Annotated in this window: 28 protein-coding genes and 1 tRNA gene; 24 read left to right on the top strand and 5 right to left on the bottom strand. The window is 35.5% G+C overall.

Annotation, left to right across the window (positions count from 1 at the left end):
* Positions 1-75: 75 nt before the first annotated feature.
* Positions 76-318 carry a hypothetical protein gene (locus DOK79_RS02815; protein WP_206855304.1) on the bottom strand — a complete coding sequence of 81 codons (243 nt, stop codon included), beginning with the start codon at positions 316-318 and terminating at the stop codon, positions 76-78.
* Positions 319-438: 120 nt separating this feature from the next.
* Between DOK79_RS02815 and DOK79_RS02810 the strand changes: the two genes are divergently transcribed.
* Positions 439-511, top strand: a tRNA-Thr gene (locus tag DOK79_RS02810).
* Between the two features lie 123 nt (positions 512-634).
* Here the strand turns inward: DOK79_RS02810 and DOK79_RS02805 are convergent.
* The 4 genes from DOK79_RS02805 to DOK79_RS02790 all read right to left on the bottom strand — a co-directional run bounded on the left by DOK79_RS02805 (position 635) and on the right by DOK79_RS02790 (position 4,203).
* On the bottom strand, positions 635-1,804 hold the full coding sequence (locus DOK79_RS02805; RefSeq protein WP_206855306.1) for a tyrosine-type recombinase/integrase: 1,170 nt from the start codon (positions 1,802-1,804) through the stop codon (positions 635-637).
* Positions 1,805-1,906: 102 nt separating this feature from the next.
* A complete protein-coding gene (locus DOK79_RS02800) occupies positions 1,907-2,506 on the bottom strand; it encodes a DUF4352 domain-containing protein (protein ID WP_206855309.1) in 600 nt (199 codons plus the stop codon).
* 115 nt (positions 2,507-2,621) lie between these two features.
* The gene (locus DOK79_RS02795) at positions 2,622-3,395 is read right to left on the bottom strand and encodes a LysM peptidoglycan-binding domain-containing protein (RefSeq protein WP_206855311.1); all 774 of its coding nucleotides are present in this window, start codon (positions 3,393-3,395) and stop codon (positions 2,622-2,624) included.
* Positions 3,396-3,474: 79 nt separating this feature from the next.
* Positions 3,475-4,203 (bottom strand): helix-turn-helix domain-containing protein, encoded by a 729-nt coding sequence (locus DOK79_RS02790; RefSeq protein WP_206855314.1) that lies wholly within the window; start codon positions 4,201-4,203, stop codon positions 3,475-3,477.
* A gap of 156 nt (positions 4,204-4,359) precedes the next feature.
* Between DOK79_RS02790 and DOK79_RS02785 the strand changes: the two genes are divergently transcribed.
* The 23 genes from DOK79_RS02785 (at position 4,360) to DOK79_RS02675 (ending at position 14,206) form a co-directional block, all read left to right on the top strand.
* Positions 4,360-4,602 (top strand): XRE family transcriptional regulator, encoded by a 243-nt coding sequence (locus tag DOK79_RS02785; protein ID WP_206855317.1) that lies wholly within the window; start codon positions 4,360-4,362, stop codon positions 4,600-4,602.
* Positions 4,603-4,617: 15 nt separating this feature from the next.
* Positions 4,618-5,364, top strand: coding sequence for a phage antirepressor KilAC domain-containing protein (locus DOK79_RS02780; protein WP_206855320.1), 747 nt, complete (start codon positions 4,618-4,620; stop codon positions 5,362-5,364).
* 15 nt (positions 5,365-5,379) lie between these two features.
* Complete coding sequence (locus DOK79_RS02775; RefSeq protein ID WP_206855322.1) at positions 5,380-5,583, top strand: hypothetical protein; 204 nt, start codon at positions 5,380-5,382, stop codon at positions 5,581-5,583.
* A 17-nt stretch (positions 5,584-5,600) separates the two neighbouring features.
* On the top strand, positions 5,601-5,837 hold the full coding sequence (locus DOK79_RS02770) for a helix-turn-helix domain-containing protein (RefSeq protein WP_153830082.1): 237 nt from the start codon (positions 5,601-5,603) through the stop codon (positions 5,835-5,837).
* A complete protein-coding gene (locus DOK79_RS02765) occupies positions 5,834-6,250 on the top strand; it encodes a hypothetical protein (RefSeq protein ID WP_206855324.1) in 417 nt (138 codons plus the stop codon). The genes DOK79_RS02770 and DOK79_RS02765 overlap by 4 nt, the downstream gene beginning before the upstream one ends.
* Before the next feature lie 69 nt (positions 6,251-6,319).
* Positions 6,320-6,811 (top strand): hypothetical protein, encoded by a 492-nt coding sequence (locus tag DOK79_RS02760; protein WP_242543254.1) that lies wholly within the window; start codon positions 6,320-6,322, stop codon positions 6,809-6,811.
* Between the two features lie 140 nt (positions 6,812-6,951).
* Positions 6,952-7,101, top strand: a complete 150-nt coding sequence (locus DOK79_RS02755) for a hypothetical protein (RefSeq protein WP_206855326.1) — start codon at positions 6,952-6,954, stop codon at positions 7,099-7,101.
* Positions 7,102-7,657: 556 nt separating this feature from the next.
* Complete coding sequence (locus DOK79_RS02750; RefSeq protein WP_194179555.1) at positions 7,658-8,350, top strand: ERF family protein; 693 nt, start codon at positions 7,658-7,660, stop codon at positions 8,348-8,350.
* On the top strand, positions 8,351-9,235 hold the full coding sequence (locus DOK79_RS02745) for a DUF1351 domain-containing protein (RefSeq protein ID WP_206856915.1): 885 nt from the start codon (positions 8,351-8,353) through the stop codon (positions 9,233-9,235). It abuts the gene before it with no gap.
* A 32-nt stretch (positions 9,236-9,267) separates the two neighbouring features.
* Entirely contained in the window at positions 9,268-9,954 is a 687-nt protein-coding gene (locus DOK79_RS02740) for a putative HNHc nuclease (protein WP_206856917.1), read from the top strand.
* 1 nt (position 9,955) lies between these two features.
* A complete protein-coding gene (locus tag DOK79_RS02735; protein WP_206856920.1) occupies positions 9,956-10,450 on the top strand; it encodes a hypothetical protein in 495 nt (164 codons plus the stop codon).
* Positions 10,451-10,452: 2 nt separating this feature from the next.
* Complete coding sequence (locus DOK79_RS02730; protein ID WP_206856921.1) at positions 10,453-10,680, top strand: hypothetical protein; 228 nt, start codon at positions 10,453-10,455, stop codon at positions 10,678-10,680.
* 2 nt (positions 10,681-10,682) lie between these two features.
* Positions 10,683-11,450, top strand: coding sequence for a helix-turn-helix domain-containing protein (locus DOK79_RS02725; protein WP_242543300.1), 768 nt, complete (start codon positions 10,683-10,685; stop codon positions 11,448-11,450).
* Between the two features lie 15 nt (positions 11,451-11,465).
* On the top strand, positions 11,466-11,795 hold the full coding sequence (locus tag DOK79_RS02720; protein WP_206856923.1) for a hypothetical protein: 330 nt from the start codon (positions 11,466-11,468) through the stop codon (positions 11,793-11,795).
* A complete protein-coding gene (locus tag DOK79_RS02715; RefSeq protein ID WP_206856926.1) occupies positions 11,796-11,990 on the top strand; it encodes a hypothetical protein in 195 nt (64 codons plus the stop codon). It begins immediately after the preceding gene.
* Between the two features lie 67 nt (positions 11,991-12,057).
* Positions 12,058-12,189, top strand: coding sequence for a hypothetical protein (locus tag DOK79_RS02710; RefSeq protein ID WP_271523763.1), 132 nt, complete (start codon positions 12,058-12,060; stop codon positions 12,187-12,189).
* 10 nt (positions 12,190-12,199) lie between these two features.
* Positions 12,200-12,514 carry a hypothetical protein gene (locus DOK79_RS02705; RefSeq protein WP_206856934.1) on the top strand — a complete coding sequence of 105 codons (315 nt, stop codon included), beginning with the start codon at positions 12,200-12,202 and terminating at the stop codon, positions 12,512-12,514.
* Positions 12,507-12,815 carry a hypothetical protein gene (locus DOK79_RS02700; protein WP_206856936.1) on the top strand — a complete coding sequence of 103 codons (309 nt, stop codon included), beginning with the start codon at positions 12,507-12,509 and terminating at the stop codon, positions 12,813-12,815. Before DOK79_RS02705 ends, DOK79_RS02700 begins: the two co-directional genes overlap by 8 nt.
* The gene (locus tag DOK79_RS02695) at positions 12,812-13,219 is read left to right on the top strand and encodes a hypothetical protein (RefSeq protein ID WP_206856938.1); all 408 of its coding nucleotides are present in this window, start codon (positions 12,812-12,814) and stop codon (positions 13,217-13,219) included. The genes DOK79_RS02700 and DOK79_RS02695 overlap by 4 nt, the downstream gene beginning before the upstream one ends.
* A 6-nt stretch (positions 13,220-13,225) precedes the next feature.
* On the top strand, positions 13,226-13,447 hold the full coding sequence (locus DOK79_RS02690) for a phosphocarrier protein HPr domain protein (protein ID WP_077152171.1): 222 nt from the start codon (positions 13,226-13,228) through the stop codon (positions 13,445-13,447).
* A gap of 11 nt (positions 13,448-13,458) precedes the next feature.
* Positions 13,459-13,740 carry a hypothetical protein gene (locus DOK79_RS02685; RefSeq protein ID WP_206856940.1) on the top strand — a complete coding sequence of 94 codons (282 nt, stop codon included), beginning with the start codon at positions 13,459-13,461 and terminating at the stop codon, positions 13,738-13,740.
* Positions 13,737-13,868 carry a hypothetical protein gene (locus DOK79_RS02680; protein ID WP_268745015.1) on the top strand — a complete coding sequence of 44 codons (132 nt, stop codon included), beginning with the start codon at positions 13,737-13,739 and terminating at the stop codon, positions 13,866-13,868. The genes DOK79_RS02685 and DOK79_RS02680 overlap by 4 nt, the downstream gene beginning before the upstream one ends.
* Positions 13,865-14,206: a DUF7694 domain-containing protein gene (locus DOK79_RS02675; RefSeq protein WP_206856941.1), complete on the top strand. Its 342-nt coding sequence runs from the start codon at positions 13,865-13,867 to the stop codon at positions 14,204-14,206. The genes DOK79_RS02680 and DOK79_RS02675 overlap by 4 nt, the downstream gene beginning before the upstream one ends.
* Positions 14,207-14,216: the final 10 nt, after the last annotated feature.

The following is a 14,216-nucleotide window of genomic DNA, read 5'->3' as shown; positions in this document are numbered from 1 at the left end:
AAAAATCTGGGATTCCTCCCAGATTTTTTGTCATTTATATAATAAAAACCATCCAATTGCTGGATGGTTGAAAAACTAAATCTTATGCATATCTTTGTAATTGATAATGATGACACCTTTACTTTGGGTCATCAAATCGGCATTCTCGTTCGTTTCATCAATTGCAACAACAGCAGAATTTTTCAATTGCTTGGAAATCGTTCCGGTTTGCGTTTTTCCATGAAGCATAAAGGTAACATGTGTATCAGTGGTAAATTTTTCTCCAAATTCTGACGGTTCGACCTTTGTCTCAAATTTTCCAAAAGTTGCCATTTTCATAAAACCTGCCTTTCATTTATAATTATAGCACATTTGTTGAAAAAAATCATGAAAGCAGAAAAAACTTCCAGATTACTCTTTACATTTTCTAACATAACGACTATAATTTCATTTGGAAACGCCAGCTTAGCTCAGTTGGTAGAGCAACGCACTCGTAACGCGTAGGTCGTAGGTTCGATCCCTATAGCTGGCATAACTATAAAAAGTTGTCACATCAAGGTTTATCCGAGATGTGACAACTTTTTTTATTTCAATTTTTTAGGTCGTGGGCAGAGACGTGGGCAGGAAATTTGAACTTTTATAAATAAATAACATATCAATCTTTGAACAATTTTGAAAATCTATCACTGGCAGCACGCTTAGATTCTTCGAGAGCGTGACCATAGATGTTCATTGTTGTCCTATAATCTTTATGTCCTAATATTTCTTGTACTGCTTTTATAGGTATGTTCGCATCCGCAAGTAAATATGAGGCAGATGTATGCCGTATGTCGTGGAAACGAATATCACGCAGTTGGGCACGTTTGATAAATCTTTTCCAATTTCGGTAAAGGGAAGTAGGTAGTTCGAAGCTTCCTTCTGGCGAACCAAAAATATACTTGTGTTCTGGATCGATATCTAGTTTTACACGAGCGTTTTGGTTTTGCAACATAAATTGCTTCATATAATTCATATAGCTTTCAGGGACTGGTATTGTCTTCGAATCAGAAGCTTTTAATCCATCTCTTCTCTGATACTTCTTATTCTCGTCTAAAACAACACGCTGATGGAAACACACCGTATTATTAGCGAAATCAAAATCCTGTTCTTCGACAGCAGCAATTTCCCCTTCTCGAGCACCTGTAAAAAATGCAGTCAATACTAATGCTTTTGTTTTATCTGAAGCATGTTCTTCTAATGCTAAGAACATTTTATTAACCTCTTCGATAGAATAAGGCTTTGGTGTTTCAGATTTAAGTGAGGTCTCTTTAGGTAGTCTAACATCTGATACAGGATTATGATTAATTATCCTATATTGATCTTTAGCAACATTAAAGACACTACTAAGAGCGTTTAAAAAACGCTTTTTAGTCTTTCTGGATATTGAATCTTTATCTTTGCGAAATGACTTGGCAGCAATAACAATTTCTTTTATTTGGTATGGTTTAATTTCCACCATCTTTTTTGTTTTTAGCGATGGCAAAAATCGTTTCTCGATAATATCTGAGTATTCTCTTAAAGTTCTTGGCTCAAGCATAGACCGAGCTTCTTTTTTCCACATATTCTCATAAAAATTCTCGAAGGTTATTGTTGAAATATCTTCATAGCCATGTTCTTCTATTTGCTCGATCCAAGAATCGAGTTCTATGTAAGCTTTACGTCGATTTTTCGTATCGATGGTTTTATTCAACCTTATAGGATTACCATTTTCATTATAACCCACGGTTACCCTAAGTCTAAAATTACCGCTTGGTAATTTTTCTACAGTACCTTTTTCAATTGCCATATTGTTACCACTCCTTATTTTTGCTACAATAGGCATAGCAAATAAGCCTATATGTTTATTGCTGAACACGCTCTTACTGTCCAAGGTGAGGGGCGTGTTTTTTTAATTTAAATCAAAATCAACTTCATGATCAGATAAAAAGAAATTTCCTTGATAACGTAGTTTTAATTTCGAGTTTGGATTTGCTTCGCCTACAAGATTACCTGTAACACTAGCACCTTTATCCAAGTCGCCGCTACTTAGAGAGTCAACACCGTCTGCGTAAGTAAAGCCAGTTGAACTTGAAACGCCGTCTTCATTAAGAGAATAGTCTAGAGGATTGAATGATTGTTTCTCGTCAGTATTGTTGGTAATTGTTATATTAATGATTACAAACTGTTTACCTTCAGCAGGTTTGTTATATTCACTGCCATCTTGGAACTCCACGCTATTGACTTTAATTTCATAACCATCAATACTAGCGGTGTCGCCAATTTTAAATGTTTCTTCTTTTTGTCCCTCTGTTGTAGATTCAGTTGAAGTTGACTTTTCTTCAGAATCTACTTTTTTCACATTTGATCCACTTTCGTTATCTCCACCACCCAATGTTCCGACACCGATGAAAACTACTATAACTGCAATCAACCAAAACCAAACTCTTTGATAAAAAGGTTTCTTAACCTTATACATCTTTCCGTCTGATCCCATTACTTTCTTTCCCATTTTTCCATTCCTTCTTTCTAAAAATATTTTGAAGCTAAGCTAAAAACTCCATAGGAGTTAATAACATTGTCAATTTTTTTGAAACTAAGATTATATCAATTGAAGTGAACTGGACTTATTTAACTTTCAATTCTTGCCCAGGATAGAGAAGATAATTATTTGGGTCTATCCCGTTCAGTGAAAATAATTGATCAACAGTGATACCAGCACGTTCTGCAATTTGTCTGGGATCTTCACCACTTTGTACTATTGTTGTAGTTTCTGAGGGTGTTTCCTTATTTATAGAATCAGCTGGTTCTGAATCCGGGGAATTAGCACTGTTTGTAATTTGTTTGTTTTCTTGATTAGAAAAATAAGCTAGATATTCCCCAACAATCTTCTGTGACTCAATAGTATAAACATCAGTTAGTTTTGTTGCCCAACTTTCGTAGGTTGAATATTCATCGGAAAGTAAATAATATAGATCAGACATTTTGCTGATTCCTTCATTTGAAATTATCGCTAGCTTTTCAACTTTGTTATTTGAGATTGCGGCTAGACCATCAATGCCACTAGTATTATTTACAGATTCGTTTTTAAATTCCTGAATCAAACCGGGTGTAGCGCTTTGTATTTTTGTAGTGTATTCATCCAGTATGTTTTGATAAGTTGTTGAACCATGTGACGTATTTGTGGATGTTGGTTCTGGAGGCTGGCTAGTAGTGGTCTCTACGGTTTGGTCAGTGCTTTTTTCAGTACTGTGTTGCGTTCTAACATTAGAACTTAATTCAGTTGAATTTATATCGGTGCTAGTTATATCTTTTTTACCTTCAGAACTTGAGTTGTTATTGCAACTAGCTAAAAATACAAGGAAGCTTAAAAGTATAAGCTTGAAAATTTTTTGTTTCACTTTTTCACCTCATTTCTTAATATACATTTGTATTAAATTTCACAATATAGAGGAAGACTTTGTTGAAACAAAGTCTCTATTACATTACTACTTTACCGACAATTCTAAAATCATCATGTTCCGTAACCACAATATCTTCATACTTCTTATTGAAGGATTCCAAACGAGCAATATTGTTTTCAAACCATACTCGTTTTAATAGCCCTTCGCCATTCAAAATGACAACCGCTACAGTCCCTGAGTGAACACCGTGTACAACATTAATAAACGCATAGGTACCGTTTAAGAAACTAGGTTCCATAGAATCTCCGTTGACAAGCAAACAAAAGTCAGCTTCTGGTGGAATAACACTTGAAGGCAATGGTATATACTCTGGCTTTTCCTCTTGTAAAGCTTCACCTAATCCTGCTCCTGCAAAACCGAAACAGGGGAAATCAGTAATCTTTTGAGCTTTTCTTTTCCGATTTCTATAAGCCTCAAGTTCTGAGATATTAGTGTTGTTATCATTTTTTTGTTCTTCAAGTTCCTCAACTGCAAAATTGTAAACCTTTGCTTGTCTCGATTGTTCAAGTTGATTGTAGACTGTTTCTATATGAGTAACACTTTCACTCTCCCAACCCATCAAAAAAGCTGGGGTGGTTTCTAAAACTTCCGCAACACTGTCAAGAATATTAGTTGGAAGTTTCTCTATTTCTCCCTTCTCATATCTAAAAACAGTTGACCTAGAAACTCCGAGTTTTTCAGCAACAACATCTGCACTCAATTTTAGTTCCTTTCTCCTTGATTTCATTCTTTGCCCTATGTCCATTGCAATCACCTCTTAAAAATATTATAAATCATAAGTTGCAAATATGCAACAAAATAAATCGCGATAATGCAACTTTTTTGTTGACCGATAAATAATAGGGTGGTATATTAGTTATAACAAGTCGCGTTAATGCGACTAAAGAAGGAGTGAATATCCATGATTAATACAAACAAGTTAAAGGGTCTTATCGTAGAGCGTGGTACTACTCAACAAGCAGTAGCTGATTCGATCGGGGTTGACCGTAGCACTTTTTACCGAAAGATGAAAAAAGGTGGAGCTTTCTCAATTGAAGAAGCTCAGAAAATGAAGATTGAGATTCCGCTAACTGATCAAGAAGCGATCGAAATTTTTTTTAACGGCAAAGTCGCATTTACGCTACTAAGTAAACAAACAACTTAAAAAGGAGGAAACAAAATGAACCAACCAAAAATTTTTGATTTTGAACAAAATGAAGTCCGGACTATTTTGTTGGATAACAAGCCATACTTTGTCGGAAAAGATGTAGCTAATGTTTTGGGCTACTCAAATACTCCTAAAGCAATTCGTGACCATGTAGATGAAGAAGATAAAACGCAGAACGAATCGTTCACCGTTAATGGAACAGCATTAATGCTGATCAACGAATCAGGGCTATATAGCTTAATACTTAAATCCAAGCTTCCAAACGCAAGAAAGTTCAAACGTTGGGTGACAAGTGAAGTCCTTCCAGCAATCAGAAAAACAGGAAGCTACACGAACGTCCCTCAAAGCTTTGCTCAAGCATTGCGATTAGCAGCTGATTTAGAAGAAAAAAATCAACTACTCGAACAACAAATTGCTGAATACGAACCCAAAATCAGCTATCTGGATACGATTCTATCATCAACGGATACAGTAGCGACTTCTCAAATTGCAGCTGATTATGGAATGTCAGCTATCGCTTTGAATAAATTGCTTAATCAGTTAGGCGTACAGCATAAAGTTAGCGGTCAATGGTTACTCTATCGTAAGCATATGAATCAAGGATATACAAAATCACACACAAGCGAGATACCAAAATCAGACGGTGGTGTGAAAGTCGTGATGAATACTAAATGGACGCAAAAAGGCAGAGTCTTCATATACAACTTATTAATTGCCAAGGGATATTATCCTCAAATGGATTTAGAGGAAATTAATTAGGGGGGGTTGTGAATTATGGCTGACATTGCTGAAATCACACAAAAAGATAGAGAAAAAATTAAACAATATGTAGAAAATTCAAACTTTCTAACATATACGATGCTTGCGAACAGATTCAATATCGACAAAAGCTACTTATCTTTAATCTTAAGCGGTAAAAGAACTTCTGCTGAAGCGAACAGAATTATTGATTCAATTATTGCTATGTATGAACTATAGAAAGAGAGGGATCATTCATGACTAATCTAGCTTTAGTCAATTTAGAAGATTTAAAGATTTTGTTATCAGAACATTCCATTCCAAATGAAATTTGGAATTCGAAAAAAGCAGCTGATTTTTTAACAGTCAGTGTTCCAACTTTGCATAAAGAAGCTGAACTTGGAAAAGTTCCTGGAGTAAGAATTGGCAAAGATTGGAAGTTTTCTTCAATCGCTCTATATCAATATGTATCTAAAAAGGAGGAATCAAAGTGAAAGACAGCATAAAGAAATACGAGGAATTTTTGAAGGAAAAAGGAATACAGGAAGAAAAAAATACACTAGCAATTATGTCTGCCGTGCAACAAGCGATTGGGGAAATTTTAATCGATAGCGAAAAAATGAAAGGAAGAAAAATGATGGATAACGAAAAAGGTATTTTAATCACGATGAAAATTGGAGAGAACGAAATGAGAGGTTTTGTTTCCAAGGTTTCAGATAAAGAAGTTTCAAACGAAGAAACACTTGAATTTTACAACTCTACGTTTGAAGGTTATGAACAGCGATTAAGCCTTGTAGCAAGCCGAGTATATACCAAGTTGGAAAAGATGGTTAAAAAAGAGGAAATCCACACGATTGCAGAAATACTCAAAGTTTTAGCCAATGCTCCATCTTTTTCTGAATCGTAAACCGAAAACAACAGTAATTACGACTGGAATGCAGATGGAGAACTAAACAGAAAGGCTGGTATTAAAAAAATGGATAAGAAAGAAGAGTATTTAAAAAAGTTTCAGCGACAACAGGACCTTAATGAATTTGGATTTAACGAAGAAATTGCGGAAATCGGAAAAGACATTGTGGATTTATTGAAAAATAGAGATCTAACGTACGAGGAAGCATACGCAAGTCTCCAGTTCGCTTACAACGACTTGAAATATAAATCAAACTTTATTTCGATAAGCGAGGAAGATGGAGAGTCTTTAATTAGCAAAAATGAAAAGCCTACTAATGAAAAAAAGGGCATTGAGGATGTGCTTAAGGGAGTTGATGGAAATTTTGTGTTCGGTGGAATCGAATATGATCCAGCAACAGGTGAAGGAGCTTTGAAAAACATGGAAAGTAAAGAGAAAGTCGAAATTACAGTGAAATCGCAAGTCGATACATTTGAAAAAACAAAAGAACTCCTAGCCGACCTAGAAGTTCCAAATGAAAAGTATGACATTGTAGCCACTGTCACTGTTTATCCTTAGTGAATTTAGGAACGGAGTTTTGATTCTGAATAACCCCACACGAAAGGAGGGGCTTAATATGACAGTAATCTATGTACTTATTTTAATCTTACAAATAGTCAATTTAGCTATGTTGATTAAAATTCATAGGAGGTAATTTGATGGCATACACAGTACAACAAGAACACCAAATTCTCAATCTTATTAGGCTACGTAGAAAAGAATTACAAGATGATCGTGCAGAGCTGATTGAGATGGAGCTTGAAGATTTACGGATGCTGGAAATCAAAAATAGGGAGATAAGACTATGACAAAATTTGACACGATAGTAATAGGGTTGATTATAGCAATGCTCATTTCAATCACTCATTTCAGCCTAACTATGGGTACCATCTACGGAACACTAATGGTTTTGATAAACCTAATAGATTCGAAAGGAAGGAGAACATATGAATCGAAAAGAAGCTTTGAAGAAAGGAAAAATGATTGCTGATAGATGGTGGTATGACAATAAGTCAACAGGTAATCAACAAACAAAAGAAATGGCAGGAAATTAAATGAAATTAAGACAAAAAATAAAAGAGTATCTATTTTATAGACATGTTTTTTATTGTCCGGATTGTCGCTACACATTACGTCTTAACAATAAACTACTACAACAGTGTCATCCATGGGATGGACCGTATTGTCCAAAGTGCGGAGAAAAAATACAAAAAAAGTGACTCAGCCGTCCAAAGCAATGAGTCACAAACTAAACATATCTAAGGAGATTTTAGCATATGAATAATGAACTTTCCACTTTAGATGAATATTTAACTAATCCTGATTGGGGTAAACCGACTATTAATGAAGTGGAGGATGAAGTAGATGAAGACTAGTGAAGAAACAAATGAGATTTATAAAGGGCTATATCAATTGAAAGGTAAGCTACAACAACCTAAATTCGATGCCTCTGTAAATTATGGAACAAAAAACGGTGGGGAAATGAAATTTGAGTACGCAACACTTAAATCTATTGAATCAGCTATAAGAAATGCTGCTCAAGAGTCTGATAGTGGGATTGATTTTGGTCAAGATGTAGTTACAAGTGATAACCATGTTGCAGTAACAACGTGCGTTTATCATTCAAGCGGTCAATACATTCTATATGGTCCTTTAGGCTTTCCGTGTAATACAAAAAATCCACAATCTTTAGGTAGTGTAATTACTTATGCAAAAAGGTATTCGCTGGCTAGCTCATTTGGAGTTGTCGCAGATGGGGATGATGACGCCAAAATTGGTGCTGATGAGAATGAAAAGATTCAGAATGACAATGATTTAGATTCTGAGTTTAAACAGACATTTGATGATTATGTTCATCGAATCGCTCAGTTAACTAATCAAGAAAAAGAATTCATAATTGCTACAACGCTAGAAAGAAGCGGTTTTAGTAGCTTTAAACAAATCGACAGAAATTCCTATTCGAAAATCATTGGATTTCTTAAACGCTATGCATTGAAAGCAGAGCAGAAGAAAAAAGAATCGGAAAATCACAATAAACCATCTTGGGAGGATTTATAAATGAGCAATGAACTATCAACAGAAGTCATCTTTGATGTTAATTATCAACCAAGTGTAATTGAAATTATCAATGAAGATCAACTAGCGAATTTAATCAATGCAACTGTTAAGCGTTTTGAAAATTTGATTTTTAAAGAAGAGGATATTGCAGATGCTAAGAAAGCAAGAGCGGAACTAAATCGAATTTTTGATTTGATCGATTCTAAACGAATAGAAGTGAAGAAGGAGTTTAGTGAACCTCTTGCTGTATTTGAAAAACAAATTAAAGCCTACAGCGATGAGATCAAGCTAGCATCTGAAGGTATTGCTGACCAAATCAAAGAATTTGAAGCTAAAACAAAGGAAGAACGAAAAACAATTGTTTTGGCATTCATCAAAAAACAAGCAAGTAAGGCTGAGATTGAAGCTAATGAAATCAGCCTCCAAAGTAATTGGCTGAATGCTTCAAGTTTTACAGCCAAAAACAATTTAACGAAAAAAATTGAAGAAGAAATAATTGCTGAATGCACAGCAATAAAACAAGAAAAAGAAAACTACGAACAGCAAAAATCGTTGGTTGAAAGCTATGTAAAAGCTTATGGTCTTGAGTCAATGGCTTGGATCTCTTTAATTGATGAAGGACTAACTGCAGCACAGATTTTTCCAAAGATAGATCAAGCTGTCAAAGAATTAAGAGAAAAAGAAGAGAAAGAAATAGAAAAGACAGAAAAACAGATCAAACAAACAGCAACTCCAGAAAGAGCTGTGGTAACAACACAAGAAATAGACACCGATGAACCCAAGTATTCCTTTGCTCTAAATATTACAGGCACTGCTAAACAACTGTCAGTTATCAAACAAACGATTGAAAGCTTAGGTGTAGAGTACTCCGTTGAGATGAATTGATCAACGAATCAGAAGAAAAAGAAGTGATTTAATTGTTTAAACCGCTAATCGATTCATATTCTGCGATATTAAAGCATTTCAAAGGACAAGAAATTAGCGCAACAATCAACGAAGAAATAAACATCGAACGACTTAAAACGATGTACGAAGGTTATGAAGGCGATCGGATCATTGAAGTGCGTTTTATCGATCCACGTCGCTTCACAGCCCAGCAAAGAAACTTCATTTATGCGCTCATAGGGGATATATTCATCGATACAGGCACGCCAACAGATTTCTGGAAGGAATTCTTCTACTTTCGTTTTGAAGGTGTCACAGGGCGAAAAATAAGCCTCAAGGACGAATCGGATACAACTGTAAGTGACGTAAACATCCTAGCAAATATCATCTTAGATTTCATCTTTGAACATCATATTCCATTCAAAGAAGGGTATGAAATCTTACCAGCGAATCAAGAATACTACTTGTACAAATGTATTACGAAAAGAGTCTGTTGTATCTGTGGAAGAACAGGAGCTGACATTGATCATTTTGATAAAGCATTGGGTAGACGAAAACGTAAGAAAATTGATCATTCAGAATACACTTACGCAGGACTTTGTAGAATCCATCACACGGAAAAACACAAAATAGGTGTGACCAATTTCAAAAATAAGTATCAAATCAAAGGAATCAAGTTAAACCAGGAGACAATCAAAAAGTTAAATATCGGAGGGTAAAGTGAGAACAATTAATGATAATTTTAAAAAATTGAAAGAAGCCGAAGATAGACTAAATAAACTCAGAAAAGAGTTTGTAAAAAATGAAGAAGAACTCCTAAAAGAGATTAAATTGCAGAAGTCATATATTGAGCAATTTAATAGCCATGATGAGAATGTAGCTATCGGTATGCAACTAGTTGAAATAAGACGATATAAAGAATGGGAAAAAGAGCTGCGTTCACTTTTAAAATTCGCTATAAAAACTATTGAAGAAGGAAATCTACCTGTAATGCTCGAAGAAAAAGAGGTATTTGGTTATTGGTATAACGAGGGGTTTCGAAGCGGTCATTCGAGAACAATCCGTAGATGGTGTGGTCAAGATTATTCGCATGAACGTGCTCAAATCAGGTTTATTGATGAAATGTACGAATCTGAGTATCAACTTACTTCACAAGATACATTAGCAGTATTGGCACATTTATCGCATACATTATGTCAGCTAGAGGAGAAATAATGATGATTAGTTTAAAAACAGCAGCATTTGAACGAGCATGGCGCACTAAATATAAAAAAATGAGTCCGAGAGACAGATTGTTCTTAGAAATCATGACATTTGCTTTCATCGGTACACAAGCTGAACAAAGTGATATTAGTGTTGAAAAAATTAAGACCAATAGATTAGTTAATGGAATTACAGAGACTTGTTACCAGTACACGATTACTGTTGTGGATGAGGAGGAATAATTTTGGCAGAACATCGAAGTTATTACGCCATCATACCTGCAAATGTTAGATATGACGATTCATTGATACCTAGTGCAAAACTTCTTTATGGAGAAATCACAGCTTTGTGTAATGAAAAAGGTTATTGCTGGGCTAGTAATGAATACTTTGCCAATCAATACAAAGTAAGTAAGCCAACAATTCAGAATTGGCTAAAGTCACTTGAAGAAAAAGGCTATATATATCGAGAAGTTAAGTACAAAGAGGGTAGTAAAGAAATCGAGGCTAGGTATATAAGAATTCTTGGTGGGGGTCACCAAGAAAATTTGGTGGGGGGTCACCAAGAAATCTATCAAGATAATAATACATCTATTAATAATACATTTAATAATACAAAAGAATATATAAGAGAGTTACCGCCTTCGAAAAAATCGAAGGCTAAGCCCATCCGTCATAAATACGGAGAGTACAAAAATGTTCTCTTGTCAGATGACCAAATGGAGAAACTCAAAACAGAATTCCCTAATGATTATCAAGAACGGATTGAACGGTTATCCGAGTATTGTGAATCAGCTGGTAAAACTTATAAAAACTATTTGGCGACTATTCGAAGCTGGGCGAGAAAAGAAAAAAATGAATCTAAGAAGAACCAAAAGACATTCCCTAACTCCCGAGCGAAGCATCATGTCACTCGAAAAGAGCCAGAGCCAAAATGGTTAGCGGACTATAACGAACAAGAAAGGCTCAGAAAAGAAAGAGAAGCACATCAATATGACGATGTTCCTTTTTAAACGTGAGGTGATATTTTGAAAGAATATAACTATCTCAAGCTGTTAAATAAACTCGGCGAGTGTAAACAAGGCGATGAGCATAAATGTTTGCAGGCAGTTTATAGACAGCTAAAAGATTTGACCGAAGACCAAATAAAAAACGATCGTTCAAGTTGGAGTAAGTTGCGTGTTTACTATGCGCTATATGTAGACTCTACAAAACTAGAACATATTTTGGTAAAGGAAAAAAAGAAAAAAGAGGAGCTTTATGTACAAAAGATGAAATATTCTCTTTTGTCATTCGAAGAGTGTTACCGAGGTCTACAGAAATATTTGAGAGATCAGTCAAAAGGAGCGATTGTGTAGGTGGGACAGCCAAAAAGAACAGGTGGGACACCTAAGCAAAGGCCAAGATTTTCTCTTGACGATGAAACCTTGGCACAACTTGCTTGGTTGTATGCGCAAGATACCAAAAAGACAAGTCATCGAATCTATCCATCGGATACGTTGAAGAAAATCATTAATGAAGCGTACACCGTGCGCAGGGCATTTAGAAATTAGTAAATGGAGTTAATTTTATGAAACTAACAGAAGATTTTGTTCCTTTTGCAGAAATGAGGGAATCGGAATGAATGGTTTGAAAAGCTTACTAGATATCGCATCAGCTTTTCTAGGATGCGGACTTATTTTAGCAATGGCAATGCTTGTAGTAGCAGGAGTAGTCAAATTAGGCGTGCTACTTTGGCAAATGATTTTTTAGGAGAAAGAAAATGTTAGCAATGAAAATTGAAAACTATCGAATCACTGAAACGAGTGATTGTAAAAATATTGTTCTATCACGAGTCATTCTTGATGAAAAAGGGAATATCCAATATACCGAAAATGAGAAAGGTGAAAAAATAGAATCGACTTCCTTTATTGGGTACTATCAAACACTAACTATGTGTTTAAGAGCCATACAGCGTGACTACGTGCTGAGAGAAGGTCACGTGATAAAAAGTATTATCGAGTATAAAAAGGCGCTTGAGCGTATCACTAGATACTTTGAGAGTGAATGTGAGATTGAAGGTGTAAAAAATGAATAAGAAAACAAAAATCAAACGAATTGCTGCGCTGACGTGTTCGGAGAAGTGGCAAGAAAATGAGGAGACAGTCGCAGAAGTTCAGAGAATTGCTAAAACGATTTGGCCCAAGGAAAAGTCTGGACGAAAACGACCAGGTCGAAAAATAGCGATTTGGCATGGTGACAGAATTCTAGTTACAGGCACAGCTGAACAGTTAGCAGAAATTACTGGGCTGTCAAAAAATATCATATGGAGTAGAGCGAAGCATATGGATATTGAGTCTAAGGGTCGTCAATTTAAATACATGGAGGAAGAAAAATGAAATTAACATCAAATTTTAAATTAATCGAATTAGGTACCCAAGAAAGAGAACCTAGCGTGACTCTATCAAAGTATGGCTTGAATTTTAGCAAGTCTGCAGCAGCATGCTTAAAATATTCCGAATATGCGTTACTTTACTTGAATGATAAAGAACGAATCATTGCGCTTGTACCTGCCACTAAAGGAGAAAAAGGTGCTGTACGATTTTATCGACCTAATAACAAGACGACAAAGAATCCAACAATCAAGAGTGAACGTTTTATTGCAGTAATCGGCAAATTATGTAAATGGGATATTGAAAATAAATCATATTATTTAAAACCGCAATTTTTAGAAGGTGGAAAAGGGATCTATCTTGACTTGAATGACGCTGTGGAAAGAGAAAGACGCAGATTTGGGAGGTAGGAAAGAATGGTCGGATTAACAATATTTTGGTGTGTAATTGGTGGAATCCTATCATTGGTGGGTTTCTATTTTATCAATCATAAGAGTAAAAACCAAAGAGATTACACAGTACTAGGAATCGTTCTACTGGCTATTGGAATAATGGTGGCAGTTGGAGCACAATTAAACATTTATATAAATGGCACGCAAGAAGATTTGGTGCGGTTTCTGTTTTGGACGAGAGATTAGGAGGATAGCAAATGAGTGATTTAGCCGAATACTGGAGAGACGTAAAACCCTATCTTAAAGAACGTCGAAAACAGCATGTTAAAAGAATGGGGGATTCAGCTACAAAAAATATTAAAGCGCTGGGATTCGAGTTTACCCATTACCCAAGCAATCACCAATTTTCAATCCATACACATAAGGGGACCATTGACTACTGGGGAACAACAGGAACATGGATTGAACGTAAAACGAAAAAACGTGGCAAAGGGTTACGTAGTTTAAGAAAGTATCTTGATTTGGAGGACGGCAAATGAAACGAATATCAATTAGTAAAGCCATTCGTCGATTAAGAAGCTATCTATACGCATGCGCTACTGGAGAAGAGCGAAAAGGCATAGAAAAAGCTATTACTATTTTTGAGAGTATGGAGGAAAACGAATGAAATCAATTAACGAGATATCTAAACAACCACGATTAAATAATATTGTGATTGGCAAAGATGGTCTTTCGTTCGTGTGGAGTGATGGGAAATGGAATTACGCAGTAATAGCGAGCAACGGCATGGGTTGGGATCATGTTTCTGTATCATGTCACAACAAACGGATTACTCCTTCTTGGGACGTGATGTGTAGAATTAAAGATATTTGTTTTGAGCAAGATGAAGTTGTAGTGCAATTCCATCCTAAAAATAGCGAATATGTCAATATTAAAAACAATTGTCTGCATCTATGGAAACCGCAAAATGTTGAAATTCTAACACCACCGATAATTTTAGTTTAATGGAGGACAG

This window comes from Enterococcus sp. DIV1094, assembly GCF_017316305.2.
GTDB lineage: Bacteria > Bacillota > Bacilli > Lactobacillales > Enterococcaceae > Enterococcus_B > Enterococcus_B mangumiae.
The sequence above is the reverse complement of the archived record's forward strand: the minus strand, read 5'-3'. Positions and strand labels throughout refer to the sequence as shown.